27 protein-coding genes are annotated in these 21,386 nt (G+C 72.4%); 18 read left to right on the top strand and 9 right to left on the bottom strand.

The window, feature by feature from the left end; translation table 11 throughout:
• Nucleotides 1–20 precede the first annotated feature (20 nt).
• Both H4O22_RS05480 and H4O22_RS05475 read right to left on the bottom strand, forming a co-directional pair.
• Nucleotides 21–1,529 carry a serine/threonine-protein kinase gene (locus tag H4O22_RS05480; protein ID WP_182526030.1) on the bottom strand — a complete coding sequence of 503 codons (1,509 nt, stop codon included), beginning with the start codon at nt 1,527–1,529 and terminating at the stop codon, nt 21–23.
• Nucleotides 1,530–1,607: 78 nt separating this feature from the next.
• Complete coding sequence (locus H4O22_RS05475; protein ID WP_182526029.1) at nt 1,608–1,823, bottom strand: hypothetical protein; 216 nt, start codon at nt 1,821–1,823, stop codon at nt 1,608–1,610.
• Between the two features lie 200 nt (nt 1,824–2,023).
• Here H4O22_RS05475 and H4O22_RS05470 point away from each other — a divergent pair, with 200 nt between their 5' ends.
• The 7 genes from H4O22_RS05470 to H4O22_RS05440 all read left to right on the top strand — a co-directional run bounded on the left by H4O22_RS05470 (nt 2,024) and on the right by H4O22_RS05440 (nt 7,900).
• Nucleotides 2,024–2,572 carry an NADPH-dependent FMN reductase gene (locus tag H4O22_RS05470; protein WP_220451296.1) on the top strand — a complete coding sequence of 183 codons (549 nt, stop codon included), beginning with the start codon at nt 2,024–2,026 and terminating at the stop codon, nt 2,570–2,572.
• Nucleotides 2,569–3,072: a flavin reductase family protein gene (locus H4O22_RS05465; RefSeq protein WP_220451295.1), complete on the top strand. Its 504-nt coding sequence runs from the start codon at nt 2,569–2,571 to the stop codon at nt 3,070–3,072. The genes H4O22_RS05470 and H4O22_RS05465 overlap by 4 nt, the downstream gene beginning before the upstream one ends.
• Before the next feature lie 160 nt (nt 3,073–3,232).
• The gene (locus H4O22_RS05460) at nt 3,233–3,820 is read left to right on the top strand and encodes a DUF4956 domain-containing protein (RefSeq protein ID WP_182526028.1); all 588 of its coding nucleotides are present in this window, start codon (nt 3,233–3,235) and stop codon (nt 3,818–3,820) included.
• A 5-nt stretch (nt 3,821–3,825) separates the two neighbouring features.
• A complete protein-coding gene (locus tag H4O22_RS05455) occupies nt 3,826–4,656 on the top strand; it encodes a polyphosphate polymerase domain-containing protein (protein WP_182526027.1) in 831 nt (276 codons plus the stop codon).
• 23 nt (nt 4,657–4,679) lie between these two features.
• Entirely contained in the window at nt 4,680–6,164 is a 1,485-nt protein-coding gene (locus H4O22_RS05450; RefSeq protein WP_182526026.1) for a carbohydrate-binding domain-containing protein, read from the top strand.
• 211 nt (nt 6,165–6,375) lie between these two features.
• Nucleotides 6,376–7,074: an acetoacetate decarboxylase family protein gene (locus tag H4O22_RS05445; protein ID WP_220451294.1), complete on the top strand. Its 699-nt coding sequence runs from the start codon at nt 6,376–6,378 to the stop codon at nt 7,072–7,074.
• 7 nt (nt 7,075–7,081) lie between these two features.
• Complete coding sequence (locus H4O22_RS05440; RefSeq protein ID WP_182526025.1) at nt 7,082–7,900, top strand: SDR family oxidoreductase; 819 nt, start codon at nt 7,082–7,084, stop codon at nt 7,898–7,900.
• 70 nt (nt 7,901–7,970) lie between these two features.
• Here the strand turns inward: H4O22_RS05440 and H4O22_RS05435 are convergent, their stop codons facing one another.
• Nucleotides 7,971–8,318: a DUF2200 domain-containing protein gene (locus H4O22_RS05435; protein WP_182526024.1), complete on the bottom strand. Its 348-nt coding sequence runs from the start codon at nt 8,316–8,318 to the stop codon at nt 7,971–7,973.
• Here H4O22_RS05435 and H4O22_RS05430 point away from each other — a divergent pair.
• Nucleotides 8,313–8,498: a hypothetical protein gene (locus tag H4O22_RS05430; protein ID WP_182526023.1), complete on the top strand. Its 186-nt coding sequence runs from the start codon at nt 8,313–8,315 to the stop codon at nt 8,496–8,498. The genes H4O22_RS05435 and H4O22_RS05430 overlap by 6 nt on opposite strands.
• 106 nt (nt 8,499–8,604) lie before the next feature.
• Nucleotides 8,605–9,147 (top strand): dihydrofolate reductase family protein, encoded by a 543-nt coding sequence (locus H4O22_RS05425; RefSeq protein WP_182526022.1) that lies wholly within the window; start codon nt 8,605–8,607, stop codon nt 9,145–9,147.
• A 49-nt stretch (nt 9,148–9,196) separates the two neighbouring features.
• On the opposite strand, the gene H4O22_RS05420 is transcribed toward H4O22_RS05425, so the two are convergent.
• Entirely contained in the window at nt 9,197–9,916 is a 720-nt protein-coding gene (locus H4O22_RS05420; protein ID WP_182526021.1) for an SDR family oxidoreductase, read from the bottom strand.
• Nucleotides 9,917–10,000: 84 nt separating this feature from the next.
• Between H4O22_RS05420 and H4O22_RS05415 the strand changes: the two genes are divergently transcribed.
• The 3 genes from H4O22_RS05415 (at nt 10,001) to H4O22_RS05405 (ending at nt 12,397) form a co-directional block, all read left to right on the top strand.
• A complete protein-coding gene (locus H4O22_RS05415; protein WP_182526020.1) occupies nt 10,001–10,555 on the top strand; it encodes a TetR/AcrR family transcriptional regulator in 555 nt (184 codons plus the stop codon).
• Between the two features lie 420 nt (nt 10,556–10,975).
• The gene (locus H4O22_RS05410; protein WP_220451293.1) at nt 10,976–12,184 is read left to right on the top strand and encodes a serine hydrolase domain-containing protein; all 1,209 of its coding nucleotides are present in this window, start codon (nt 10,976–10,978) and stop codon (nt 12,182–12,184) included.
• A 21-nt stretch (nt 12,185–12,205) separates the two neighbouring features.
• Nucleotides 12,206–12,397, top strand: coding sequence for a hypothetical protein (locus tag H4O22_RS05405; RefSeq protein ID WP_182526019.1), 192 nt, complete (start codon nt 12,206–12,208; stop codon nt 12,395–12,397).
• 59 nt (nt 12,398–12,456) lie between these two features.
• Here the strand turns inward: H4O22_RS05405 and ychF are convergent, their stop codons facing one another.
• Nucleotides 12,457–13,533 (bottom strand): redox-regulated ATPase YchF, encoded by a 1,077-nt coding sequence (ychF, locus tag H4O22_RS05400; protein WP_182526018.1) that lies wholly within the window; start codon nt 13,531–13,533, stop codon nt 12,457–12,459.
• A 55-nt stretch (nt 13,534–13,588) separates the two neighbouring features.
• Nucleotides 13,589–13,771, bottom strand: coding sequence for a hypothetical protein (locus H4O22_RS05395; protein ID WP_182526017.1), 183 nt, complete (start codon nt 13,769–13,771; stop codon nt 13,589–13,591).
• A 114-nt stretch (nt 13,772–13,885) separates the two neighbouring features.
• Here H4O22_RS05395 and H4O22_RS05390 point away from each other — a divergent pair, with 114 nt between their 5' ends.
• A complete protein-coding gene (locus H4O22_RS05390; RefSeq protein ID WP_182526016.1) occupies nt 13,886–15,199 on the top strand; it encodes a cysteine desulfurase-like protein in 1,314 nt (437 codons plus the stop codon).
• Here H4O22_RS05390 and H4O22_RS05385 read toward each other — a convergent pair.
• Nucleotides 15,156–15,866 (bottom strand): CDP-alcohol phosphatidyltransferase family protein, encoded by a 711-nt coding sequence (locus H4O22_RS05385; protein WP_182526015.1) that lies wholly within the window; start codon nt 15,864–15,866, stop codon nt 15,156–15,158. The two genes, H4O22_RS05390 and H4O22_RS05385, sit on opposite strands and share 44 nt — an antisense overlap.
• Nucleotides 15,867–15,901: 35 nt before the next feature.
• Between H4O22_RS05385 and H4O22_RS05380 the strand changes: the two genes are divergently transcribed.
• From H4O22_RS05380 to H4O22_RS05370, 3 genes are read left to right on the top strand one after another with little or no spacing between them, the layout of a single operon-like run.
• Complete coding sequence (locus H4O22_RS05380; protein ID WP_182526014.1) at nt 15,902–16,678, top strand: exodeoxyribonuclease III; 777 nt, start codon at nt 15,902–15,904, stop codon at nt 16,676–16,678.
• A 44-nt stretch (nt 16,679–16,722) separates the two neighbouring features.
• Complete coding sequence (locus H4O22_RS05375; protein WP_182526013.1) at nt 16,723–17,772, top strand: DNA recombination protein RmuC; 1,050 nt, start codon at nt 16,723–16,725, stop codon at nt 17,770–17,772.
• Between the two features lie 20 nt (nt 17,773–17,792).
• Nucleotides 17,793–18,251, top strand: a complete 459-nt coding sequence (locus H4O22_RS05370) for a DUF6542 domain-containing protein (RefSeq protein ID WP_182526012.1) — start codon at nt 17,793–17,795, stop codon at nt 18,249–18,251.
• Here the strand turns inward: H4O22_RS05370 and H4O22_RS05365 are convergent.
• Both H4O22_RS05365 and H4O22_RS05360 read right to left on the bottom strand, forming a co-directional pair.
• Nucleotides 18,208–18,831, bottom strand: a complete 624-nt coding sequence (locus H4O22_RS05365; protein WP_182526971.1) for an L-threonylcarbamoyladenylate synthase — start codon at nt 18,829–18,831, stop codon at nt 18,208–18,210. The two genes, H4O22_RS05370 and H4O22_RS05365, sit on opposite strands and share 44 nt — an antisense overlap.
• Nucleotides 18,832–18,841: 10 nt before the next feature.
• Nucleotides 18,842–19,828, bottom strand: coding sequence for a 4-hydroxy-3-methylbut-2-enyl diphosphate reductase (locus H4O22_RS05360; RefSeq protein ID WP_220451368.1), 987 nt, complete (start codon nt 19,826–19,828; stop codon nt 18,842–18,844).
• A 105-nt stretch (nt 19,829–19,933) separates the two neighbouring features.
• Here H4O22_RS05360 and xseA point away from each other — a divergent pair, with 105 nt between their 5' ends.
• Entirely contained in the window at nt 19,934–21,181 is a 1,248-nt protein-coding gene (gene xseA, locus H4O22_RS05355) for an exodeoxyribonuclease VII large subunit (protein WP_182526010.1), read from the top strand.
• Nucleotides 21,174–21,380: an exodeoxyribonuclease VII small subunit gene (locus tag H4O22_RS05350; RefSeq protein ID WP_182526009.1), complete on the top strand. Its 207-nt coding sequence runs from the start codon at nt 21,174–21,176 to the stop codon at nt 21,378–21,380. Before xseA ends, H4O22_RS05350 begins: the two co-directional genes overlap by 8 nt.
• Nucleotides 21,381–21,386: the final 6 nt, after the last annotated feature.

The following is a 21,386-nucleotide window of genomic DNA, read 5'->3' as shown; positions in this document are numbered from 1 at the left end:
AGGGTGTCCAGCCACGCCGATCAGGCAGTGGGCACGACTCGGTCAGAGGCGAGTCGCAGCCCGTCCCCCTCGTCGACGACGCCGATCTCGCGGGTCTCGACCTCACCGGTGTCGTAGCGCAGGGTCACCTTGACGATGCCGGGCCGGACGGTCTGCGTGCCGAGGACGTCGACCGAGCTGATCGTGCGCCAGAAGCCGGCGTACCCGTCGTAGCCGCCCTTCATCGTCGCCTGCAAGGCGGGGGTGAACATCTCCCACGCGGCCTCGGTGTCGGTGGGGAGGAGGGAGTAGTAGTCGGTGACGACCGCCCCGGCCCCGCCCGCCGGCTCCGCAGCGGGCTCCTCGGCGGGCTCCTCAGCGGACTCCTCGGGCTCAGCGGGTGTCGCCGGCGACTCCTCCACCGGGTCCGCCGGCTCCTGCGGCGTGCCGCCGCCCTGCCCGGCGGGCTCCTGGTCGCGCTCCCGCTCCGAGCTGGACGTCGGACTCGGGTCGGCGGCCGGTTCGTCGCCGTCGTCGTCGCCGCCGAGCGCGAGGTAGCCGATCCCGAGGGCGAGCAGCACGACGACCGCCGCAGCCGCCAGGAGGAGCGGACCGCGCCGGCGGCCGTCGCCGTCCGCGGACGTCGCGACAGGTGTCGCCGCAGGTGTCGCCGGGGGTGCGTCGGGTGCGGGGACCGGCGCGACGGCCGGGGTCGGCTCGGCGGGGGTGGCGACGGGGGTCGGCGCCTGGTCGCGACCGGCGCGGCGCAGCGCGTGCGCGGCGTCCTCCATCGACCACCGGGTGGTGGGGTCGGGGTCGAGCATCCGGCTCAGCGCCAGTTCGAGGACACCGGCGCGCTCGGGGGGCCGGGGCCGGCCGGACGCGATCGTGGTGAGCATCGCGATGGCGTTGTCGTGCTCCTCGTACGGGCCGCGGCCCTCGACGGCGCGGTAGAGCGTGACGCCGAGCGCCCACACGTCGGCAGGGGCGCCGGGGTTCTTGCCGCGGGCGACCTCCGGCGCGAGGTACGCCGGGGTGCCGCTGATGACGCCGACGGTGGTGAGCTGGGGGTCGCCCTGGATGCGGGCGATGCCGAAGTCGGTGATCTTCGCGCGGTCGTCGGCGTCGACCAGGATGTTGCCGGGCTTGACGTCACGGTGCACGATGCCGCGGGCGTGGGCGGCTGCCAGGCCCTCGGCGGCCTGCGCCCCGAGGCGGGCGACCCGCTCCGGCGGCAGCGGGCCCTCGGCCTCGATGAGGTCGCCGAGCGTCCGGGAGTCGACGTACTCCATCACCAGCCAGGTCTCGTCGTTCTCCTCGACGGTGTCGAAGACGGAGACGACGTGCGGGTGGTTCAGCGCGGCGGCCGACCGGGCCTCGCGCATCGCGCGGTCGAGGTCGGCGTCGGAGCCGCCCGGGCGGATGCCGACCCGCTTGAGGGCGACGTGCCGGCCGAGCACGGCGTCCCGGCACAGCCAGACGGTGCCGGTGGATCCGTGGCCGACAGCCCGTTCGACGTCGTAGCGGTCGGCGATCCTCTGGCGTGGCACGGGTCAGTCCTTCTCGTTGGGGGTCGGCGCAGTCCTCCTACTACCCCCGAACGTCGCGCCCTACGCTCGCGAGAAGGGTCACGCGGAGCGGCGGCGCCGGCGCAGGAGCGGCAGCAGGTGCGTCCTGCCCTCGCGCTCGGCGACCATGACCGTCGCCTCGCGGTCGTACGCCGCGGCCAGCTCGGCGACCTCGTCGTCCCGGTCGGACTCGACGGCGGAGTTGATCGCCGCGACGTACGACGCGTGCAGGGCGTCGAGGTCTTGGACCAGGGTGGTCGTGCGGGCGGTGCTCATGGGGGCTCTCCCTCGGTGCGGTGGCGCGGTCACCTGGTAGAGCACCCGCGGGCCGCCGTACGTTCCCCGACGGCGGCGGTGTGACGAGGAACGCGGCCCCTCGTCCGCCCGGCGCGACACGCCCACCGCTTAAGTTGACCAAGTTGATAGTTTTAAGTGAGGATGGCGGCGCCCCTCGACCCCTCGACCAGGAGCCACGTGTGAGCACCGCACACGACCACACCGGGACGGCGCCACGCGTGGCGGTCGTCGTCGGCAACCCCAAGCCGGCGTCCCGCACCCTGGGCGCCGCGGTCCACCTCGCCCGTGAGCTCACCGGCGCCGAGCCCGGCCTGGTCGTCGACCTGGCGACCCTGGGGCCGGCCCTGCTGGACTGGTCGGACCCGACGGTGGCCGGCCTGGTGGCCGAGGTGGGGGCCGCCGACCTGGTCGTGGTCGCCTGCCCGACCTACAAGGGCACGTTCACCGGGCTGCTCAAGCTCTTCCTCGACCGGTTCGGCACCGAGGGGCTGAGTGGCGTGGCCGTGCCGCTGATGCTGGGCGCCGGCCCCGGGCACGCGCTCGCCCCGGAGCTGACGCTGCGGCCGGTGCTGACCGAGATCGGCGCGAGCGTCCCGACCAGGGCGCTCTACGTCGTGGACGCGGCCCACGACGACCCCGCGTCGTACGCCGCGTGGCTCGAGCGCGCCCGGCCCGTCATCACCGCCAGCCTCCACGACCTCCCCCGCAGAGCAGGAGCGACCGCATGACGATGACCGCACTCACGACGAACCAGGACCTCGACGCGACCCGGCTCCGCGCCGCCTTCGGGGTCTTCCCCAGCGGTGTGGTGGCCGTGGCCGCGTCGGTGGACGACGAGCTCGTGGGGCTGGCGGCCAGCTCGTTCACCTCGGTGAGCCTGGACCCGCCGCTGGTGTCCTTCTCGGTGGCGACCACCTCGAAGACCTGGCCGACCCTGCGCCGCGCCGGGCACCTCGGGCTGACGGTGCTCGCCGAGCACCACGGCGCGGTCTGCCGCCAGCTCGCCGGGCCGGTCGCGCACCGCTTCGACGACGTGGCCGTGACCACGACCGACGCGGGTGCCGTCACGCTCGACGAGGGGCTGGCCCGCTTCGACTGCACGATCTACCGCGAGGTCGATGCCGGGGACCACACCATCGTGATCCTGCGCCTGCACGCCGTCGAGCACACCGACACCTCGCAGCCGCTCGTCTTCCACCGCAGCAGCTTCGGCACGCTGGCGGGCTGAGCGGGCGCGCGACGGTCGTCGTACCGCCGCCCCCCACCTCACAGGCGGCACACAGGCTCAGCACACGAGGGGCCGGGCTTGGACCGGCGTACTGGTCCTAGCGCCGGCGAGCTCGCCCGCAGGACGACTCGCCGCTCCCCCGAGCCCAGGAGTCCCCTCGATGCAGCAGTACGCCATGCTCGCCGCCGACGTGGCCGCGGTCGCCGTCCTCGTCGGCCTCTTCCTGTCCCGCCACCGTCGCCGGGAGCTGGTCGTCGCCTACCTCGGCATCAACGTCGCGGTCCTGGCGGTGACCGCCACCCTGGCGACCAGCACCGTCGGCGCCGGGCTCGGCCTCGGCCTGTTCGGCGTGCTGTCGATCATCCGCCTGCGGTCGCACGAGCTCGCCCACCACGAGATCGCCTACTACTTCGCGGCGCTGGCCATCGGCCTGATCTGCGGGCTGACGACCACCCCCACCGTCCTGCACGGCGTACTCCTCGCCGGCGTCCTGGGCGCCCTGTGGCTGGGCGACCACCCGCGGGTGGCGCCGCCGGTCCAGCAGCAGGACCTGCTGCTCGACCGGGCGATGACCGAGGGCGCCGCGCTCACGGCCCACCTCGAGCAGCTCCTGGGCACCGAGGTCCTCGCCGTCACGGTCCGGCGTACCGACCTGGTCAACGACACCACGCTCGTCGAGGTCCGGCACCGCCCGTCGTCGTCCGGCACCGTGCCGGACCCGCTCCCGCGCGTCGGCGGGCGTCGATGAGCGCGATGACCAGCGCTCCCGCCGCCGCGCTCCTCCCGGTCGGCCGCTTCGACCCCATCGGCCTCGACGACCTCGTCGAGGAGGCCTCGCTCCTGGCCCGGGTCGACCGCAAGTACGTCGTACGCACCGCCGAGCTGGCCGGGTTGCTGGCGGCTGCGCCCGCCGGCACCCGCGCCCTCGAGATCCGGGGCGTCCGCGACTTCGGCTACCGCTCGACCTACTTCGACACCCCCGACCGGACCAGCTACCTGCTCGCCGGACGCCGACGACGCCGCCGCTTCAAGGTGCGCACCCGCGCCTACCTCGACACCGGGACCTCGTGGCTGGAGGTCAAGACCCGGCGCGGGCGCGACCTGACCGTCAAGGAGCGGGTCGCGCACCACGACGCCCTCGACGGACCGCTCACCCACGACGGCCGGGCGTTCGTGGCCGGCCGCCTCGCCGCCGCCGGCATCACGGTCGACGTCGCCGCGCTCGAGCCGGTCCTCGTCACGGCGTACCGCCGCTCCACCCTGTACCTGCCCGAGGCCCGCAGCCGGGTCACCATCGACACCGACGTCGGTTGGACGTCCCTCACCAGCGTCGACCGGCCGGTCCTCGAGCGCCCGACGCTGGCGATCGTCGAGACCAAGAGCGGGTCGAGCCCCTCGGCGTTCGACCGGCTGCTGTGGTCCCGCGGGCACCGACCCTGCCGGATCTCCAAGTACGGCGTCGGCATGGCCGCGCTCCACCCCGAGCTCCCCCGGCTCAAGTGGCACCGCGTCCTCGACCAGCACCTCCTCCACGTCCCCCGCACGGCCGGGACGTTCCCCTCCCACCGCCTGTGCACCAGGTGACCCCATCCTCGAAAGGCAGCACCATGCAGCTCTCCCGACTCCGCCAGGCCATGGCCGCCGCCATGGCGACGGTCCTCCTCGCCGGCTGCGGGACGTCCGACGCCAGCGACGACCGGACCACGACCAGCACCCCCGCCACGGACGCGACCACCGTCGCCGAGGCACTCGCCGAGAACATCGAGGTCGAGACCGGTGACATCTCCTACGGCGACGCGGACCTCGTGGACGTCGCCCTGTCCGGCACGTCGGCGACGTCCGACAGCGACGCCGTGCGCAGCGACGACGGGACCGTCACCATCACCGCCCCGGGGACCTACCGCCTGCACGGCGAGCTGACCGGCCAGGTGGTCGTCGACAGCAGCGCCGACGGCGTCGTACGGCTCGTGCTCGACGGGGCGAGGATCGCCTCGGACACGACGTCGGCGCTCAACGTCGAGGACGCCGAGTCGGTCGTCGTCGTCCTCGCCGACGGCAGCGAGAACGCGCTCGCGGATGCCTCGACGCACGAGGACACCTCCGAGGACGCCCCCACCGGCGCGCTCCACTCCACCGCCGACCTCACCATCGGCGGCACCGGCGCCCTGGCCGTCACGGGCAACAGCAACAACGGCATCGTGGGCAAGGACGGCCTGGTGATCACCGGCGGCTCCATCGCCGTGACCTCGGTCGACGACGGCATCATCGGCAAGGACTACCTCGTGGTCGAGGCCGGCACCGTCGACGTCGACGCCGTCGACGACGGCATCAAGTCCGACAACACCGACCCGGGCACCGGGTTCGTGCTGGTCGAGGGCGGAGCCGTCCGGGTGGCGTCGCAGGACGACGGCATCAAGGGCACGCAGGTGCTCGTCGCCGACGGCGACGTCGACGTGACCGGCTCGATCGAGGCGATGGAGGGCTCCCTGATCATCATCGACGGCGGCGACGTCGAGCTGCACTCCGCCGACGACGGGATCAACGTCGCCTCCTCCGACGACAGCGCCGCCACGGACGGCCCGCCCGGATCCGGGCCCGGCGGAGGCATGGCGGCGGACAGCTCCCTGGGCCTCCACATCAACGGCGGGACCGTCGAGGTGTGGTCGAGCGGTGACGGGCTCGACTCCAACGGCGACGCCACCATCACGGGCGGAGACGTCACGGTGTACGGGCCGACCTCCGCCGGCAACGGGGCCCTGGACGTCAACGGCACCTTCGAGATCGCGGGCGGCACGCTGCTCGCCTCCGGGAGCGCGGGGATGATGACCGCTCCCGCGACGGACTCCCCCCAGGGCTGGATCGCCACCGCCCTCCCGGCCACCGCGCCCGCCGGCTCCGAGGTGACCGTCACCGTCACCGACGCCGACGGCGAGGAGCTGGCGGCGTACACGATCGAGAAGGACTACGCCTCGGTCGTCTACTCCTCGGCCGCCATCGAGCCCGGCGCCACCTACACCGTCAATGTCAACGGCACCGACACCGACGTCGTCGCCGGTGACGCCCCCGCCGGCGGCCACGGGCCGATGGGCTGAAGCGGCGCGCGGACGCCCTCGCTGTGCGCGGACTGTGGTGGTTCGGTTCAAGCAGGTTGAACGGATCCACCACAGTCCCGGGTCCCGACGCCGGACCCTGTCAACGCCACGGACCACGACCTGCCGACGTCCCCGGCATGACCATGGCGTACGTCACACACTTCGGCTAACTTGACGCGAGTCAATTCCGATCGACCCGAAGGACGGCAGCGTGACGACCACGACCTGGGGCTCCATCCAAGGACGAGAGATCACCTTCCCGATGGAGGTCAACTCGTTCAACGCCGCCACCCTGGGCTTCAGCGTGCCCGCCGACGCTGCTGCGGCGCTGCTCCCCGGAGACCGGTTCGAGATCGCCGAGACCGCGCCGGGGATGGCGCAGCTCATCGTCAGTCTCGTCGACTACCGGGAGAACCCGTGGGGCGACTACAACGAGGTCAACCTCGGCTTCCTGGCGCGGCCCGTCGGCGCTGGTGACGAGGTCGTCGGATCCTTCGTCTACCGGATGCCGGTCGACCAGGAGTTCACCTGCCTCGCCGGCAACCAGGTGATGGGGTTCCCCAAGACGGTGATGCGGATCGACGCGACCTACACCGATGACACCGTGACCTTCGAGCTCCTCGACGGCGAGCAGTCGGTCCTCCGCGTCTCGCTGCCGCGCGCTGAGCCGGCCGGCGCGCCCACCAGGATCGATACGTCCAGCTACTCCTACCTCGACGGCGTCGCCTATTCGACCCCGCTGGCGATGGACATGGCCTCGGGCTTCGTGGATGCCGGCGACGTGGAGATCACGGTCGGCGACGGCCCGATCGCCGACGAGCTGCGCTCCCTGGGCCTGCCGACCGCGCCTGACTTCTGTGCCTACGGTGAGGACCTGGGAGCAGTCTTCCAGCTCGGCTCCGCGTTGTGAGGACGCGATGCTGAACCACCTGGAGGGCCGCACGCTCATCGTGACCGGGGCCGCGGGCGGCTTCGGGCGTGAGCTCACGATGCAGGCCGCCGCGCGCGGAGCCAACGTCGGCGCGTGCGACATCGACGAGCCCGCGCTCGCGGACCTGGCCGGCGACCGGACCATCACCGGTGGCGTCGACGTGACCGACCTCGGTGCGATGCGTTCGTTCGCGACCCGGGTGACCGAGCGCTTCGGGGCGATCGACGTCATCATCAACAACGCCGGCGTGATGCCGCTGGCGTTCTACGCCGACCACGCGATGGCCGCTGACGCCTGGAGCCGATGCATCGACATCAACATCAAGGGCGTGCTGCACGGCATCATCGCGGTGCACGACCAGATGATGGCTCAGGGCCGCGGACACGTCGTCAACATCTCGTCGGTGTTCGGGAACCATCCGGTCGCTGGATCGGCCGTGTACGGCGCGACCAAGGCGGCGGTCAACGTGCTGTCCGAGTCGTTGCGGCAGGAGTCACTCGGCGCGATCAAGGTGACGACGATCCGGCCGACCGGGGTGCCCGGCACCGGGCTTGCCGCCGGCGTCTTGAACCCCGAGGCGATCGACCCGGTCCTCGGGACGAACCGGGCCCAGTTCTACGACAAGATGACCCGGATCTTCGGCGCCGATCCGCCCGCGGACCTCACCAGTCCCGACAGCATCGGGTACGCCGCCATGTCCCCGGCCCTGATGGCCGAGCAGGTGCTCCACACCATCGACCAGCCGTGGGGCGTCAGCATCAGCGACATCACGATCCGAGCCAGCAACGACGACTACCTGATGTGAGTCGACCGGCCCGCGGGACGGCCTCACTCCACCGGTGAAATGCTGTCCCGCAACCTCACGTCAGCCCAGCTCATGAAGCCGATCGCAGCACCTTCGCCATCGGCTTGCCCTGGGCGAGCTCGTCCACCAGCTTGTCCAGGTAGCGGATCTTCTGCATCAAGGGATCCTCGACGTCCTCGACGCGCACCCCGCACACTGAGCCGGTGATCAACGAGACGCTCGGGTTGAGCTGCGCCTCGGCGAAGAACTCCTCGAAGGTCGTCCCCGCCGCGAGGTGCTCGCGGAGCCGCGGTTCGTCGAAGCCGGTCAGCCACCCGATGACCTCGTCCAGCTCTGCCTTCGTGCGTCCCTTCTTCTCCACCTTCGTCAGGTAGTGGGGATAGACGGACGCGACGCTCGTGGCGAAGATCCGGTGCATGTCCCGACGTTATCGACAGCCCCGGGCGAGATCTACACGTGGAAGCGGATCGAGAAGGACTACGCCTCGGTCGTCTGCTCCTCGGCCGCCATCGAGCCCGGTGCCACGTACACCATGAGCGTCAACGGCAGCGACACCGACGTCGACGCCCCCGCCGGGGCCCACGGGCCCATGGGCTGACGCGGCGCACGGACGACCTCGCTGTGCGCGGAGTGGCCACCGATGAGTTCACCTCGCCACGACGGTCCATCCGCACGTCACCACATCGATCCCCCGGGAGACCCCTGTGCGCGACGTCGTCCTCTACACCCTGCTGTCCCTCGACGGCGTCGCCGAGGAGCCGGGGAACTGGATGTTCGAGGCCGACGACGAGGTGTTCGCGAACCTCGCGAGCGTCATCGCCACCCAGGACGACGTGCTCCTCGGTCGCGGGACCTACGACTACTGGGTCGACTACTGGCCCAGCAGCGACGTCCAGCCGTTCGCCGACTTCATCAACCGCACGACCAAGCACGTCTTCACCTCGGACCCCGCACCCCTCCCGGGGCGCTGGGCGCACACCGTGCCTGCCGACGACTCGCTGCTCCCCTACGTCAACCGCCTCCGCGCCGGTCCCGGTGCCGACATCGGTGTCCACGGGAGCATCGGCCTCGCCCGTGACCTCCTGGCCGCCGACCTCGTCGACCGCCTCGAGCTCGTCCTCGTCCCCACCCTTGCCGGTACGGGACGGCATCTCCTGACCGAGGCAGTGAACCTGCGACGCCTGACCCTGACCAAGGCGGCCCGATCACGAACCGGAGCGGTGTTCCTCGCCTATCGACGCCCCTGACGAACGACCAGCTCTCCCGGGACCTGGAGCGGGTGGGGCCCTGGGCCGCTCAGCTCGCGCCGAGGGCGGCGAAGATCTGCCCGTACCGCTCCTTCGGGTCGAGCAGGAGCCCCGACTTCACGAACGTCGCCCAGTCGTCGGCCAGCACCTCCTGCGCCCCCGACTCGATCGCATCGAGCGCCGCATCCACCACGGCGGCCGGGTCGATCTTCGGCGCATCGATGCCCTTGACCATGTCGGTGTCGACCAGACCCATGTGCACACCGACGACGTGCGTGCCCTGTGACGCGAGCTCGAGGCGGGTGCTGTCCGTCAGCATCCACGCCGCAGCCTTCGATGCGGCGTAGGCGCCGGCGCTCGGAGTGCTGAACCAGGACAACGCGGAGATGACGTTGAGGACGGCGCCGCCCCCGTTGGCCCGGAGGACCGGGGCGAAGGCGCGGGTCAGCAGCAGCGGACCGTAGAAGTTGGTGTCCATCTCCCGCCTGATGGTTGCCTCGTCCCCGGTCACCAGCGCCGTGCCCGTGGAGATCCCCGCGTTGTTCACGAGGACCTGCACGTCGCCCGCGGCGCGGGCCGCGGCCTCGATCTGGGCGGCGTCCGTGACGTCGAGCTCGATCACCTCGACGCCGTCGGCCTGGACCGAGCTGGCATCCCGTGCGGCGGCGTAGATCTTGGCGGCCCCGCGTTCCTTGAGGAGGCTGACGAACTCGGCGCCGATGCCCCGATTCGCTCCGGTGACGAGCACGACCGATCCCTCGAGCTTCATGACGTTCCATTCTGTAGTGATCGCTATTGATTCCGGTGGGAACCGTACCAGATTCCATAGCGATCACTACGTTATGATGGTCGCATGGCCGGCCGACCACGGAGCTTCGATCGCGAGGCGGCGCTCGCCGCCGCTGTCGAGCAGTTCTGGCGCGAGGGGTATGAGGAGACGTCCGTCGCGACGCTCACCGCGGCCATGGGCGTGTCGCCACCGAGCCTCTACGCGGCGTTCGGCGACAAGCACCGCCTCTTCGAAGAGGCCTCCGCCACGTACTTCCGCCGCACCTGCGAGGCCCTCGACCAGTCGCTCCACCTGCCGACCGCGCGCGAGGCCGTCGCGCGGATGCTCGAGGACACCGCTCGCGCCCACACCGACACGGCGACGCCTCCCGGCTGCCTGATGCTGACCGAGCCGCGGCTCACCGCCCAGCGCGAGGAGGTCCACCGGCGGCTCCGTGACCGGCTCGATCGCGGCGTGCAAGACGGCGACCTCCCGGCCGGCACCCGGACCGACCAGCTGGCCTCGTTCCTCGTGGCGGTGCTGCGCGGCATGTCCGGCTGCGCCCGCGACGGTGGCACCACCGAGGAGGTCCTGGCGATCGCTCACGCGGCGATGGCGGCGTTCCCCTCCGCGCCCTGAGGCCCAGTGCTCCGCCGCGAAGGTCCGCGGTGGCGACCCAGGTCTGCCAGTGTCCCGTCGTCCTGCCGCATGAAGGTCACGACGCCGCTCGGACGATGATCCGGTGCGGCCGACGGCGGGGCGCCGGGGGCGCCCGTGGGCACGAGCTGGACGGCGCCGACCGTCAGGGCGAGGGAGCAGGACGGGTCGTGCAAGGCGAGTCATCATCGGCACCGGTCCGGGTCGGGAGCCCAGCCGGAGGGTCGAGCTTGACCCGCACCTCACGGCGTGGCTTCAGACGTTGAGGCGAACGATCACGCGGGGTTTCGGTGGTTGTTGGTGTCTGCGGAGGGTCGCGCGTGGCGGCGGGTCGGGAGCGCCGCCGTGTGTCACGATCGCCCCGCCCGGCGCCCGGCCCGGAGCCCCGAGAGGAGTTCCACCGTGTCCGAGACCGCCTCGCCCCCGGCACGACCCCGCCGCCGGCGTCCGCTGCGCCGGGCGCTCGGCACCGTGCTGGTCCTCGTCGTCGTCCTGGCGGCCGGGGCGTACCTCGGCACCCGCGCGATGGAGATCCCCAGGCCGACGCGCCTGGCCCAGATCGCGCTGAGCGAGCCCTCGCGCCAGGGCGACTTCTTCCCAGCGCACCAGGTTCCGGCCTCCACCCGGCCCATCACCTTCCCGGCCGGGACGGGCGACCTGCCCGACGACGTGCCGTGGAAGGGCGACCGAATCTCACTGGAGGAGTTCCTCGAGAACACCAGCAGCAAGGCGCTGGTCGTCCTGCAGGACGGGGAGCTGGTCGAGGAGTGGTACGCCGACGGGATCGACGCCGGCACCCGGATGAACTCGTGGTCGGTGGCCAAGTCGGTGATCTCCCTGCTCATCGGGCAGGCCATCGACCGTGGCGAGCTCAGCGAGGACGACAGACTGGTCGACCTGGTGCCCGAGCTGAAGTCGGGCAGCGAGTACGACGACATCACCGTGCACGACCTGCTGGACATGACGGCCGGCGTGGACGTCTCGGAGAACTACAAGGCCTACTGGCCCTTCGTCGGGGCCGCCCGGATGCTGCTCACCACGGATATGCCCGGCTTCCTGCACGACAACCGCGCGGTCGAGTTCACCCCGGGCTCCCAGGGCGCCTACCGCAGCGTGAACACCCAGCTCCTGGGCATGATCCTGATACAGATCGAGGGCAAGCCGCTGGCCGACCTGCTCTCGGAACGGCTCTGGGGACCGATGGGCGCGCAGAGCTCCGCCACCTGGAACCTCGACACCGACGGCGGCGTGGAGAAGGCGTTCTGCTGCCTGAACGCGACCGCCCTGGACTTCGCCCACCTCGGCCAGCTCGTTCTCGACGACGGGCAGGTCGCGGGCCAGGAGGTCGTCCCCGCGGAGTGGATCGCCCGGATCACCACGCCCGCCGAGCACCCCGTGAGCGACTGGAACTACTCCGCGCAGTGGTGGCACCCCTCGGGCGGCGTCAGCCCCGACTACACCGCTCTCGGGGTCTACGGCCAGTTCGTCTACGTCAACCCGACGACCCGCACGGTCGTGGTCAAGCTCAGCGACCACGGCACCGAGCAGGACGGGGCCGAGACCCTCGACGTGCTGCGCACCCTGGCAGGGCAGGACCCGACCCAGCCCTGAACCGCAAGGAGCCCGCGCCCCATGACGGCTGTCGAATCATCTGAACGTGACGCCGCGGCCTGCCCCTGCGGCGCCGACGGCATGCCGCCGTGGCGGACTCGCGACGAGCTGTTCAGCCCCGCGTCGATCCTCTTCGCTCTGCCGTACTTCGTCCTGCTGCTGCTGATCTGGCCCTCACCGAAGGGCAACCTGGTCGGTCTCAGGGAACCGTGAGGGCAGGGCGGCCTTAAAGATGCTGAAAACCGCCTCTGCCCTGCGCAAACAGTGAGCGGTCAGACGTTGAAGCGGAACTCCACGACGTCGCCGTCGGCCATGACATAGTCCTTGCCCTCCATGCGGACCTTGCCGGCCTCCTTGGCCTTCTGCATGGACCCAGCCTCGATCAGGTCGTCGAAGGAGACGATCTCGGCCTTGATGAAGCCGCGCTGGAAGTCGGTGTGGATGACGCCGGCGGCCTCGGGGGCGGTGGCGCCCTTCTTGATCGTCCAGGCCCGCGTCTCCTTGGGGCCGGCGGTCAGGTAGGTCTGCAGGCCGAGGGTGTCGAAGCCGACGCGGGCGAGGGTGTCGAGCCCGGGCTCGGTGACGCCCATCTCGGCCAGCATCGCGCGGGCCTCGTCGTCGTCGCCGAGCTCGACCAGCTCGGACTCGAACTTCGCGTCGAGGAAGATCGCCTCGGACGGCGCGACCAGCGCGCGCATCCGGTCCTTGAGCTCCTCGTCGGCGAGCTCGTCGGCGTCGCAGTTGAAGACGTAGATGAACGGCTTCGCGGTGAGCAGCGACAGCTCGCGGATCAGCTCGCGGTCCACCGAGGTGGCGATGATCGGCGTCCCGGCCTCGAGGTGGCCGAGGGCCTCCTTCGCGGCCTCGAGGTTGGCGGCGAGCTCCTTCTTGCCGCGCGCCTCCTTCTCCAGCCGCGGGATCGCCTTCTCCACCGTCTGCAGGTCGGCCAGGATCAGCTCGGTCTGGATGGTGGAGATGTCGTTGCCGGGGTTGACCTCGCCGTCGACGTGGGTGACGTCCTCGTCGCGGAAGACCCGGGTGACCTGGCAGATCGCGGCGGACTCGCGGATGTGGCTGAGGAACTTGTTGCCCAGCCCCTCCCCCTCCGAGGCGCCCCGGACGATGCCGGCGATGTCGACGAACTCGACCGTCGCCGGCAGCACCTTGGCGCTGCCGAAGATCTCGGCCAGGCGCGGGAGCCGGTCGTCCGGCACCCCGACCACGCCGACGTTGGGCTCGATCGTCGCGAACGGGTAGTTCGCCGCGAGCACGTCGTTCTTGGTCAGGGCGTTGAAGAGGGTGGACTTGCCCGCGTTGGGGAGACCGACGATGCCGATGGTGAGTGCCACGGGCGGCGAGTCTACGGAGACCTGCCGCCCGCGACCCAATCACGCGGACGCTGCGTCAGCGGGCGCGGCGCAGCAGGCCGCGTACGCCGCGGCTGACCGCCTCGTCCTTGGCGCCGCGACCGGCCCGCCCCGAGCGCGTCCCACGGCCCCCGCGACCGCCGCCGGCCGTCCTGCCGCGCCGTCCGGCGGCCCCGCCGCTCCCGGTCACCTTGCTCATGATCTGGCTGATGGCACCCATGTCGACCTCCTCGTCGATCGAGCGGCCGCAGGACCCTCCTGCGGCCCACCGGACCGGTGCCCGCGGCCCCGCGTCGCATGAGCGTCGCGCGAGGGACGGTGGCAGCATCGCGGCATGGATCACGCACAGCTCCGCTCGGCCTTCCCCTCGCTCGCCCGCGGTACGGCGTACTTCGACGGGCCTGGCGGCTCGCAGGTGCCGGCCGTCGTCGCGGAGGCGGTCGCGGCGGCGATGACCTCCGGCCTGTGCCAGCGGGGTACGGCGACCGCCACCGAGCGCCGTACCGAGGCCGTCACCGTGGCCGCCCGGCAGGCCGTCGCCGACCTGGTCGGGGGCGACCCCCGCGGCGTGGTCTTCGGCCGCTCGATGACCCAGCTGACCCTCGACCTCGCGCGGACCCTGAGCAGCGGCTGGGGTCCCGGCGACGAGGTCGTCGTGACCCGGCTCGACCACGACGCGAACATCCGCCCGTGGGTGCTCGCCGCCGAGCGCGCCGGGGCGACCGTGCGATGGCTCGGGTTCGACCCGGTGACCGCCGAGTTCGACGACGTCGCGACCGTGCTCTCCGACCGCACCCGGCTGGTGGCGGTGACGGCGGCGTCCAACCTGTTCGGCACCCGCCCGGACGTCGCCAGGATCGCCGCTGCCGCGCACGAGGTCGGCGCCCTGGTCCACGTGGACGCCGTGCACCTCGCCCCGCACGCGCCGGTCGACCTGGCCGCGCTCGGCGCCGACGTCCTGGTCTGCTCGCCGTACAAGTTCTTCGGCCCGCACCTCGGCGCCCTGGTCGCCAGCCCGGCCCTGCTCGAGACGCTCCACCCCGACAAGCTGCTGCCGTCGACCGACGCCGTGCCGGAGCGCTTCGAGCTGGGCACGCTGCCGTACGAGCTGCTCGCGGGCGTGACCGCCGCCGTCGACTTCATCGCCGCGATCGAGCCCGGCACGGGCGGGCGCCGCGACCGGGTGCGCGCCTCGATGGCCGCCGTCGAGCGGCGCGAGCACCAGCTCCTCACCCGCCTCCTCGCCGACCTCGCCGCGCTCGACGGCGTCACCGTCCACGGCCACCCCGCCCCCGCAGTCGCCGAGTCGGCGCTTGTGTCCGCCTTCTCCACAGCCGGTCCTGGGGAAAACCCGGACACAAGCGCCGACTCGGCGTGGGTGGGACGCCGTACGCCGACCGTGCTGCTCACCGTCGCCGGGCACGCGCCGCGGGCGGTGCACGAGCACCTGGCGACGCTGGACGTGAACGCGCCGTCGGGGAGCTTCTACGCGCTGGAGGCGTCGCGGCACGCCGGGCTGGGCGACGCCGGCGGCGTGCGGGTCGGGCTGGCGGCGTACACCTCCGAGGAGGACGTCGACCGGCTGCTCGACGGGCTGGCCTCGCTCAGGCCGGCTGCATCGTCCGCGCCGGCCGCGCCCGGAACGTGAGCCAGAGGCTCACCACGACGTAGTAGACGACGTAGGCCAGCGACAGCACCACGAGCCAGGTCGGCGGGTCGGGCAGCAGGGCGGTGATCACGCCGAACGCCACCAGCCACACGGTCGCCGCGGTCATGTTGAGGTACCAGAGGTCCGCTGTCCGCGAGGGGTAGACGTACTTCACCGGCACGAAGACGAGCACCGCGAAGACCAGCAGCAGCGCGACCGTGAGGGTGGTGTCGACCTCGAAGACGATCACGTAGAACGCGACGACGTTCCAGTAGCTCGGGAAGCCCAGGAAGAAGTGGTCGTCGGTCTTCGCGTCGCTGCGGCAGAACTGGTAGCAGGACGCCAGGAGCGGGATGGACGCGACGACGCCGCCGGCCGCGCCCCCGGGCAGGTAGCCGTTGGCCCACAGCAGCACCATCGGGGCGAAGGCGTAGGTCAGGTAGTCGACGATGTTGTCGAGCAGCGCCCCGTCCATCCCGGGCACGACGTCCTTGACCCGGAAGTGCCGGGCAAGGAAGCCGTCGGTGCCGTCGACGACCATCGCGACGAGGAAGAGCCACAGGACGAGCTCCACGTCGTGCTCGTACGAGAAGTGCACCATCAACAACGCCAGGACCGAGCCGACGGCGGTGTACGCATGCACCGACCACGCGGCGAACCTCTCCATGTGGCGCAACCCTAGGGCCTGACTAGGGTGAACCGGTGCGCATCGCCACCTGGAACGTCAACTCCCTCCGCTCACGGATCGGCCGCGTCGAGGCGTTCCTCGACCGCCACCAGGTCGACGTCCTCGCACTGCAGGAGACCAAGGCCCGCGTGGAGCAGCTGCCGCTCATGGGTCTGCAGTCGATGGGGTACGACGTCGCGGCCGCCGGCACCAGCCAGTGGAACGGCGTCGCGCTGATCAGCCGGGTCGGCCTCGAGGACGTCCAGGTGGGGTTCGAGGGGATGCCGGAGTGGGGCGACCCGCCGGCCGCCGAGGCGCGGGCGATCGGCGCGACGTGCGGCGGCGTCCGCGTCTGGAGCCTGTACGTGCCCAACGGCCGCAAGCCCGGCGACCCGCACTACGCCTACAAGCTCGACTGGCTCGCCCGGCTGCGCGAGGCCGCGCTCGCCTGGACCGACACCGACACCGCGCTCGTCGGGGACTGGAACATCGCGCCGCTCGACGAGGACGTTTTCGACATCAAGCAGTTCGCCACGAGCACCCACGTGACCCCGCCGGAGCGCGCGGCGTTCCAGCGCTTCCTCGACGACGGGTACGTCGAGGTGGTGCGGCCGCACACGCCGGGCCCGGAGGTCTACACCTACTGGGACTACTACCGGCAGCGGTTCGAGCGCAACCGCGGGCTGCGCATCGACTTCGTCCTCGGCTCGCCGTCGCTGGCCGCCCGGGTGACGCACGCGTTCATCGACCGCGAGGAGCGCGCCGGCACCGGGGCCTCCGACCACGCCCCGGTGATCGTCGACCTCGACTGAGCGCGTCCCCGCGGACTGTCGGTGGTCGCCGTCATGCTGACCGCATGGAGACGGTCACCTTCCTCGCGCTGGTCCTCGGCCTGGTCCTCGGGCTGGCCCTGGGCGCGGTCGTCGGCGCCCTGTGGACCCGGTCCCGCCCCGGTCACGTCCAGGCGATCGGCCAAGGCATGGTCGAGCAGGCCGAGGTGATGCAGGGCCTGGACCGACTCAGCGACCAGCTCCACCACCTCGACCTGCAGCGCGAGGGCTGGACCGGCCGGCTCCACCAGCAGGTCGACGACCTCCGCCGAGAGACCCAGACGCTCTCGACCGCGCTGCGCAAGCCACAGGTGCGCGGCCGCTGGGGCGAGATGCACCTGCGGCGGGCCGTGGAGCTCGCGGGGCTGGTCGAGCGGTGCGACTTCTCCGAGCAGGTCCGGCTCGAGGACGGCGCGCTGCGGCCCGACCTGGTCGTCCACCTCGTCGGCGGCCGCTGCGTCATCGTGGACGCCAAGGTCCCCCTCGACGCCTACCTCGACGCCACCGGCGCCGACGACGACGAGCGCCCGGCCCACCTCGCGCGGCACGCGCGGCAGCTCCGCACCCACATCGACGCGCTGGGCGGCAAGGCCTACTGGCGGGCCGTGCCCGAGACGCCGGAGTTCGTGGTGCTCTTCGTCCCGGCCGAGTCGTTCCTCGCCGCGGCGCTGGAGACCGACGGCTCGCTCATCGAGCACGCCGCGTCGCGCCAGGTCGTGCTGGCGACGCCGACGACGCTGATCGCGCTGCTCCGCACCGTCGCCCACGGGTGGTCCCACGAGACGCTCGCCGACCAGGCGCGCGAGATCCAGCGGCTGGGCCGCGACCTGCACGGGCGGCTCGGCACGCTCGGGGGCCACCTCGACCTGGTCGGCCGGTCGCTGAACGCCGCCGTCGGCCACTACAACTCCGCGGTCGGCTCCCTGGAGTCGCGGGTGCTCGTGGCCGCCCGGCGGTTCAGCGACCTGGGCGTGACCGACGACGAGCTGCCGACCCCGCGGGCCGTCGAGCTGCGGGCCGTCGACCGGCGCGCCGCACCCGACGAGCCCGACGCCGGTCATACCGTGGCGCTGTAGGCCCCGTGGAGGAGGCACCCGTGAGCGAGTCCAGGACCCTCTGGGAGGAGGGGCGCGAACCCGGCCCACAGGTCGTCGCGCTCGGGCTGGCGGTCGCCCTCACCGTCGTGGTCGTCGACGTGGCGCTCACCGGGCGGGTGAGCCTGCTCTTCGACATCGCCTTCGTCGCGCTCTCGGTCGGCCTGGCGCTGGCCGTGCGGCCGGGCGACTTCTTCACCGTGGGGGTGCTGCCGCCGCTGGTGATGGTCGCGGTGTTCGTGCTCCTCGGCGCGACCCGGCCGGACGTCGTCGGCCACCCCGAGGACGGGCTGGTCCAGGCCGTGGTCTCCGGGCTCTCCAGGCACTCGGTGGCGCTGGTCCTCGGCTACGCGCTGTGCCTGGGCTGCCTCGCCGTCCGGCAGCGGGTGCTGGCCCAGCCCGACGCGGCCGCGCCGCTCAGGCCTCGAACCGCCCCGGGTCCCCTGCGCCCACGCGGGTGACCACGGGGGCGCCCTCGGACCAGTCCACGACGGTGGTCGGCTCGGCCGGGGTGTCCCCCGCCTCCAGCACCAGGTCGACCTGGTGGTCGAGCTCCTCCTTGACGTCCCAGCCCGACGTCCTCGGCTCGGTCTCGCCCGGCAGGATCAGCGTGCTGCTCAGCAGCGGCTCCCCCAGCAGGTCGAGGAGCGCCTGGACCACCGTGTGGTCGGGGATGCGCACCCCCACCGTCTTCTTCTTCGGGTGCAGCAGCCGGCGCGGCACCTCCGGGGTGCCCGGCAGGATGAACGTGTAGGGGCCGGGGGTCGCGGCCCGGATCGCCCGGAACGCCGCGTTGTCGACGTGCACGAGCTGGCCGAGCTGGGAGAAGTCCTTGCAGACCAGCGTGAAGTGGTGGCGCTCGTCGAGGCCGCGGATCCGCAGGATCCGGTCGCGCCCGTCGCGGTTGCCGACCCGCGAGCCCAGGGCGTAGCCGGAGTCGGTCGGGTAGGCGATCAGCGCGTCGTCGCGCAGCGCCTCGACGACCTGCGCCAGCAGCCGCGGCTGCGGGTTGTCGGGGTGGAGGTCGACGTACCTGGCGATGGTGCGCTCCTCAGCGGGCCGCGGCCGCGGCCTTGAGGTCGCGGCGCAGCTCCTTGGGCAGGGAGAAGATCAGCGACTCCTCCGCGCTGTGCACGGCCTGGGCGTCGGGGTAGCCCCGCTCCGCCAGGAACGCGAGCACGCCGTCGACCAGCGCCTCGGGCACGCTCGCACCGGAGGTCACGCTGACGGTGCGGACGCCCTCGAGCCAGGCCTCGTCGATCTCGCTGGCGTCGTCGACGCGGTACGACGCCTTGGCGCCGGCCTCGAGGGCGACCTCGACGAGGCGCACGGAGTTGGAGGAGTTCCCGGAGCCGACCACGATCACCAGGTCGGTACCGGGCGAGATCTCCTTGACCGCGAGCTGGCGGTTCTGGGTGGCGTAGCAGATGTCGTCGCTGGGCGGGTCGAGCAGCTGGGGGAACCGCTCGCGGATCGCGGCCACCGTCTCCAGCGTCTCGTCGACCGAGAGCGTGGTCTGGGAGAGCCAGGCCACCCGGGAGGGGTCGCGGACCACGATGCCGGGCACGTCGGCCGGGCTCTGCACGAGCTGGATGTGCTCGGGCGCCTCGCCCGCGGTGCCCTCGACCTCCTCGTGCCCCTCGTGGCCGATGAGCAGGATGTCGTAGTCGTCGGCGGCGAACCGCTTCGCCTCGTGGTGCACCTTGGTCACCAGCGGGCAGGTCGCGTCGATCGTCTTCAGGTCGCGCTCGGCGGCCTGGCGGTGCACCTCGGGCGAGACGCCGTGGGCGGAGAACACCACGGTGCGGCCGGTCGGGACCTCGTCGAGCTCCTCGACGAAGACCGCGCCACGGGCCTCGAGGTCGGCGACGACGTGCTTGTTGTGCACGATCTGCTTGCGGACGTAGACGGGCGCGCCGTACAGGTCCAGCGCCTGCTCGACGGTGACCACGGCCCGGTCCACCCCGGCGCAGTAGCCGCGCGGCGCCGCGAGCAGCACCGCCTTCTCGGCCTCGTCCGGCGAGAGGACCGCCGGCATGCCCACGCCGACGGGGCTGTTCGGGAGGTCGGTCGTCATGCCGCCAGTCTAGGAGGACCACGGGCGGGGGCCGATTCGTCGGCGCGCTGACCTAGGGTCTGCGCCATGGCCCTGGAGACCTCGCCGCAGGCACCGGCGCCCGTCCGGCAGATCGCCAACGCGATCGCGGGCTGGGTAGAGCGGCTGGGCGCGGTGTGGGTCGAGGGCCAGGTCGCCCAGCTCAACCGCCGTCCCGGGGTCGGCACCGTCTTCCTCACGCTCCGCGACACGGTCGCCGACATCTCGGTCACCGTGACCTGCTCGCGCACCATGTTCGACGGCCTCAACCCGCCGCTGGTGGAGGGCGCGAGCGTCGTCGTCCACGCGAAGCCGTCGTACTACGCCAACCGGGGCACGCTCTCGCTCTACGCCCGCGAGATCCGGATGGTCGGGCTCGGCGAGCTGCTCGCCCGGCTCGAGCGGCGCCGCCAGCTGCTGGCCGCCGAGGGGCTGTTCGCGGCCGAGCTGAAGCGCCCGCTGCCGTTCCTGCCCGGCTGCGTCGGCCTGGTGACCTCCCCCGGCTCCGCCGCCGAGCGCGACGTCCTCGACAACGCCAAGCGCCGGTGGCCGGCGGTCCGCTTCGAGACGGCGTACGCCGCGATGCAGGGCCCGCGGGCGGCGAGCGAGGTGATCGAGGCGCTGGAGCGGCTCGAGCGCCATCCCGACGTGGCCGTCGTCGTCGTGGCGCGCGGCGGCGGCTCGGTCGAGGACCTGCTGCCGTTCTCCGACGAGGCGGTGGTCCGCGCCGTCGCGAAGATGCGCACCCCGGTCGTCTCCGCGATCGGCCACGAGCCCGACTCCCCGCTGCTCGACCTGGTCGCCGACGTCCGCGCCAGCACCCCCACCGACGCGGCCAAGCTCGTGGTGCCCGACGTCATCGAGGAGTCCCGCGGGGTGAGCTGGGCCCGCGACCGGGTCCGCTCCTGCCTCGCGGCGATGCTCGACCGCGAGCAGGCCGGCCTCGACGCGCTCCGCTCCCGCCCGGCGCTCGCCGACCCGCGCACCCTGCTCGACGCCCGGCTCGACGAGGTCACCGCCCTGCGCGAGCGCGCCCGCCGCACGCTCGGCCACGCGCTCGACCGGGCCGCCGACGACGTCGGCCACCAGCGGGCCCGCGCCCGCGCCCTCTCCCCGCTCGCCACCCTGCAGCGCGGGTACGCCGTCCTGCAGGACGCCGACGGCCACGTCGTCACCTCCGTCGCCGACGTGGCGGCGGGCGCGCCGGTCAGCGTGCGGGTCGCCGACGGCCGCGTGCACGCCACGACCACCACCACCGAGACCCTTGCCGACCCGACGGAGGACCCCCATGGCTGAGCAGCAGACCGAGCCGTCCTACGAGCAGGCCCGGGAGGAGCTCGTCGACGTCGTACGCCGGCTCGAGGCGGGCGGCACGACGCTCGAGGAGTCGCTCGCGCTGTGGGAGCGCGGGGAGCGACTCGCCACCCAGTGCCAGGACTGGCTCGACGGCGCCCGCAAGCGCCTGGACGAGGCGATCGCCGCCGACGACGACTGAGCTCGC

Origin of the sequence: Nocardioides dongkuii, from assembly GCF_014127485.1 — a bacterium.
In the GTDB taxonomy this organism is placed as follows: Bacteria; Actinomycetota; Actinomycetes; order Propionibacteriales; family Nocardioidaceae; genus Nocardioides; species Nocardioides dongkuii.
Note: the sequence above shows the minus strand (reverse complement) of the source record. Positions and strands in the feature narration are given on the sequence as shown.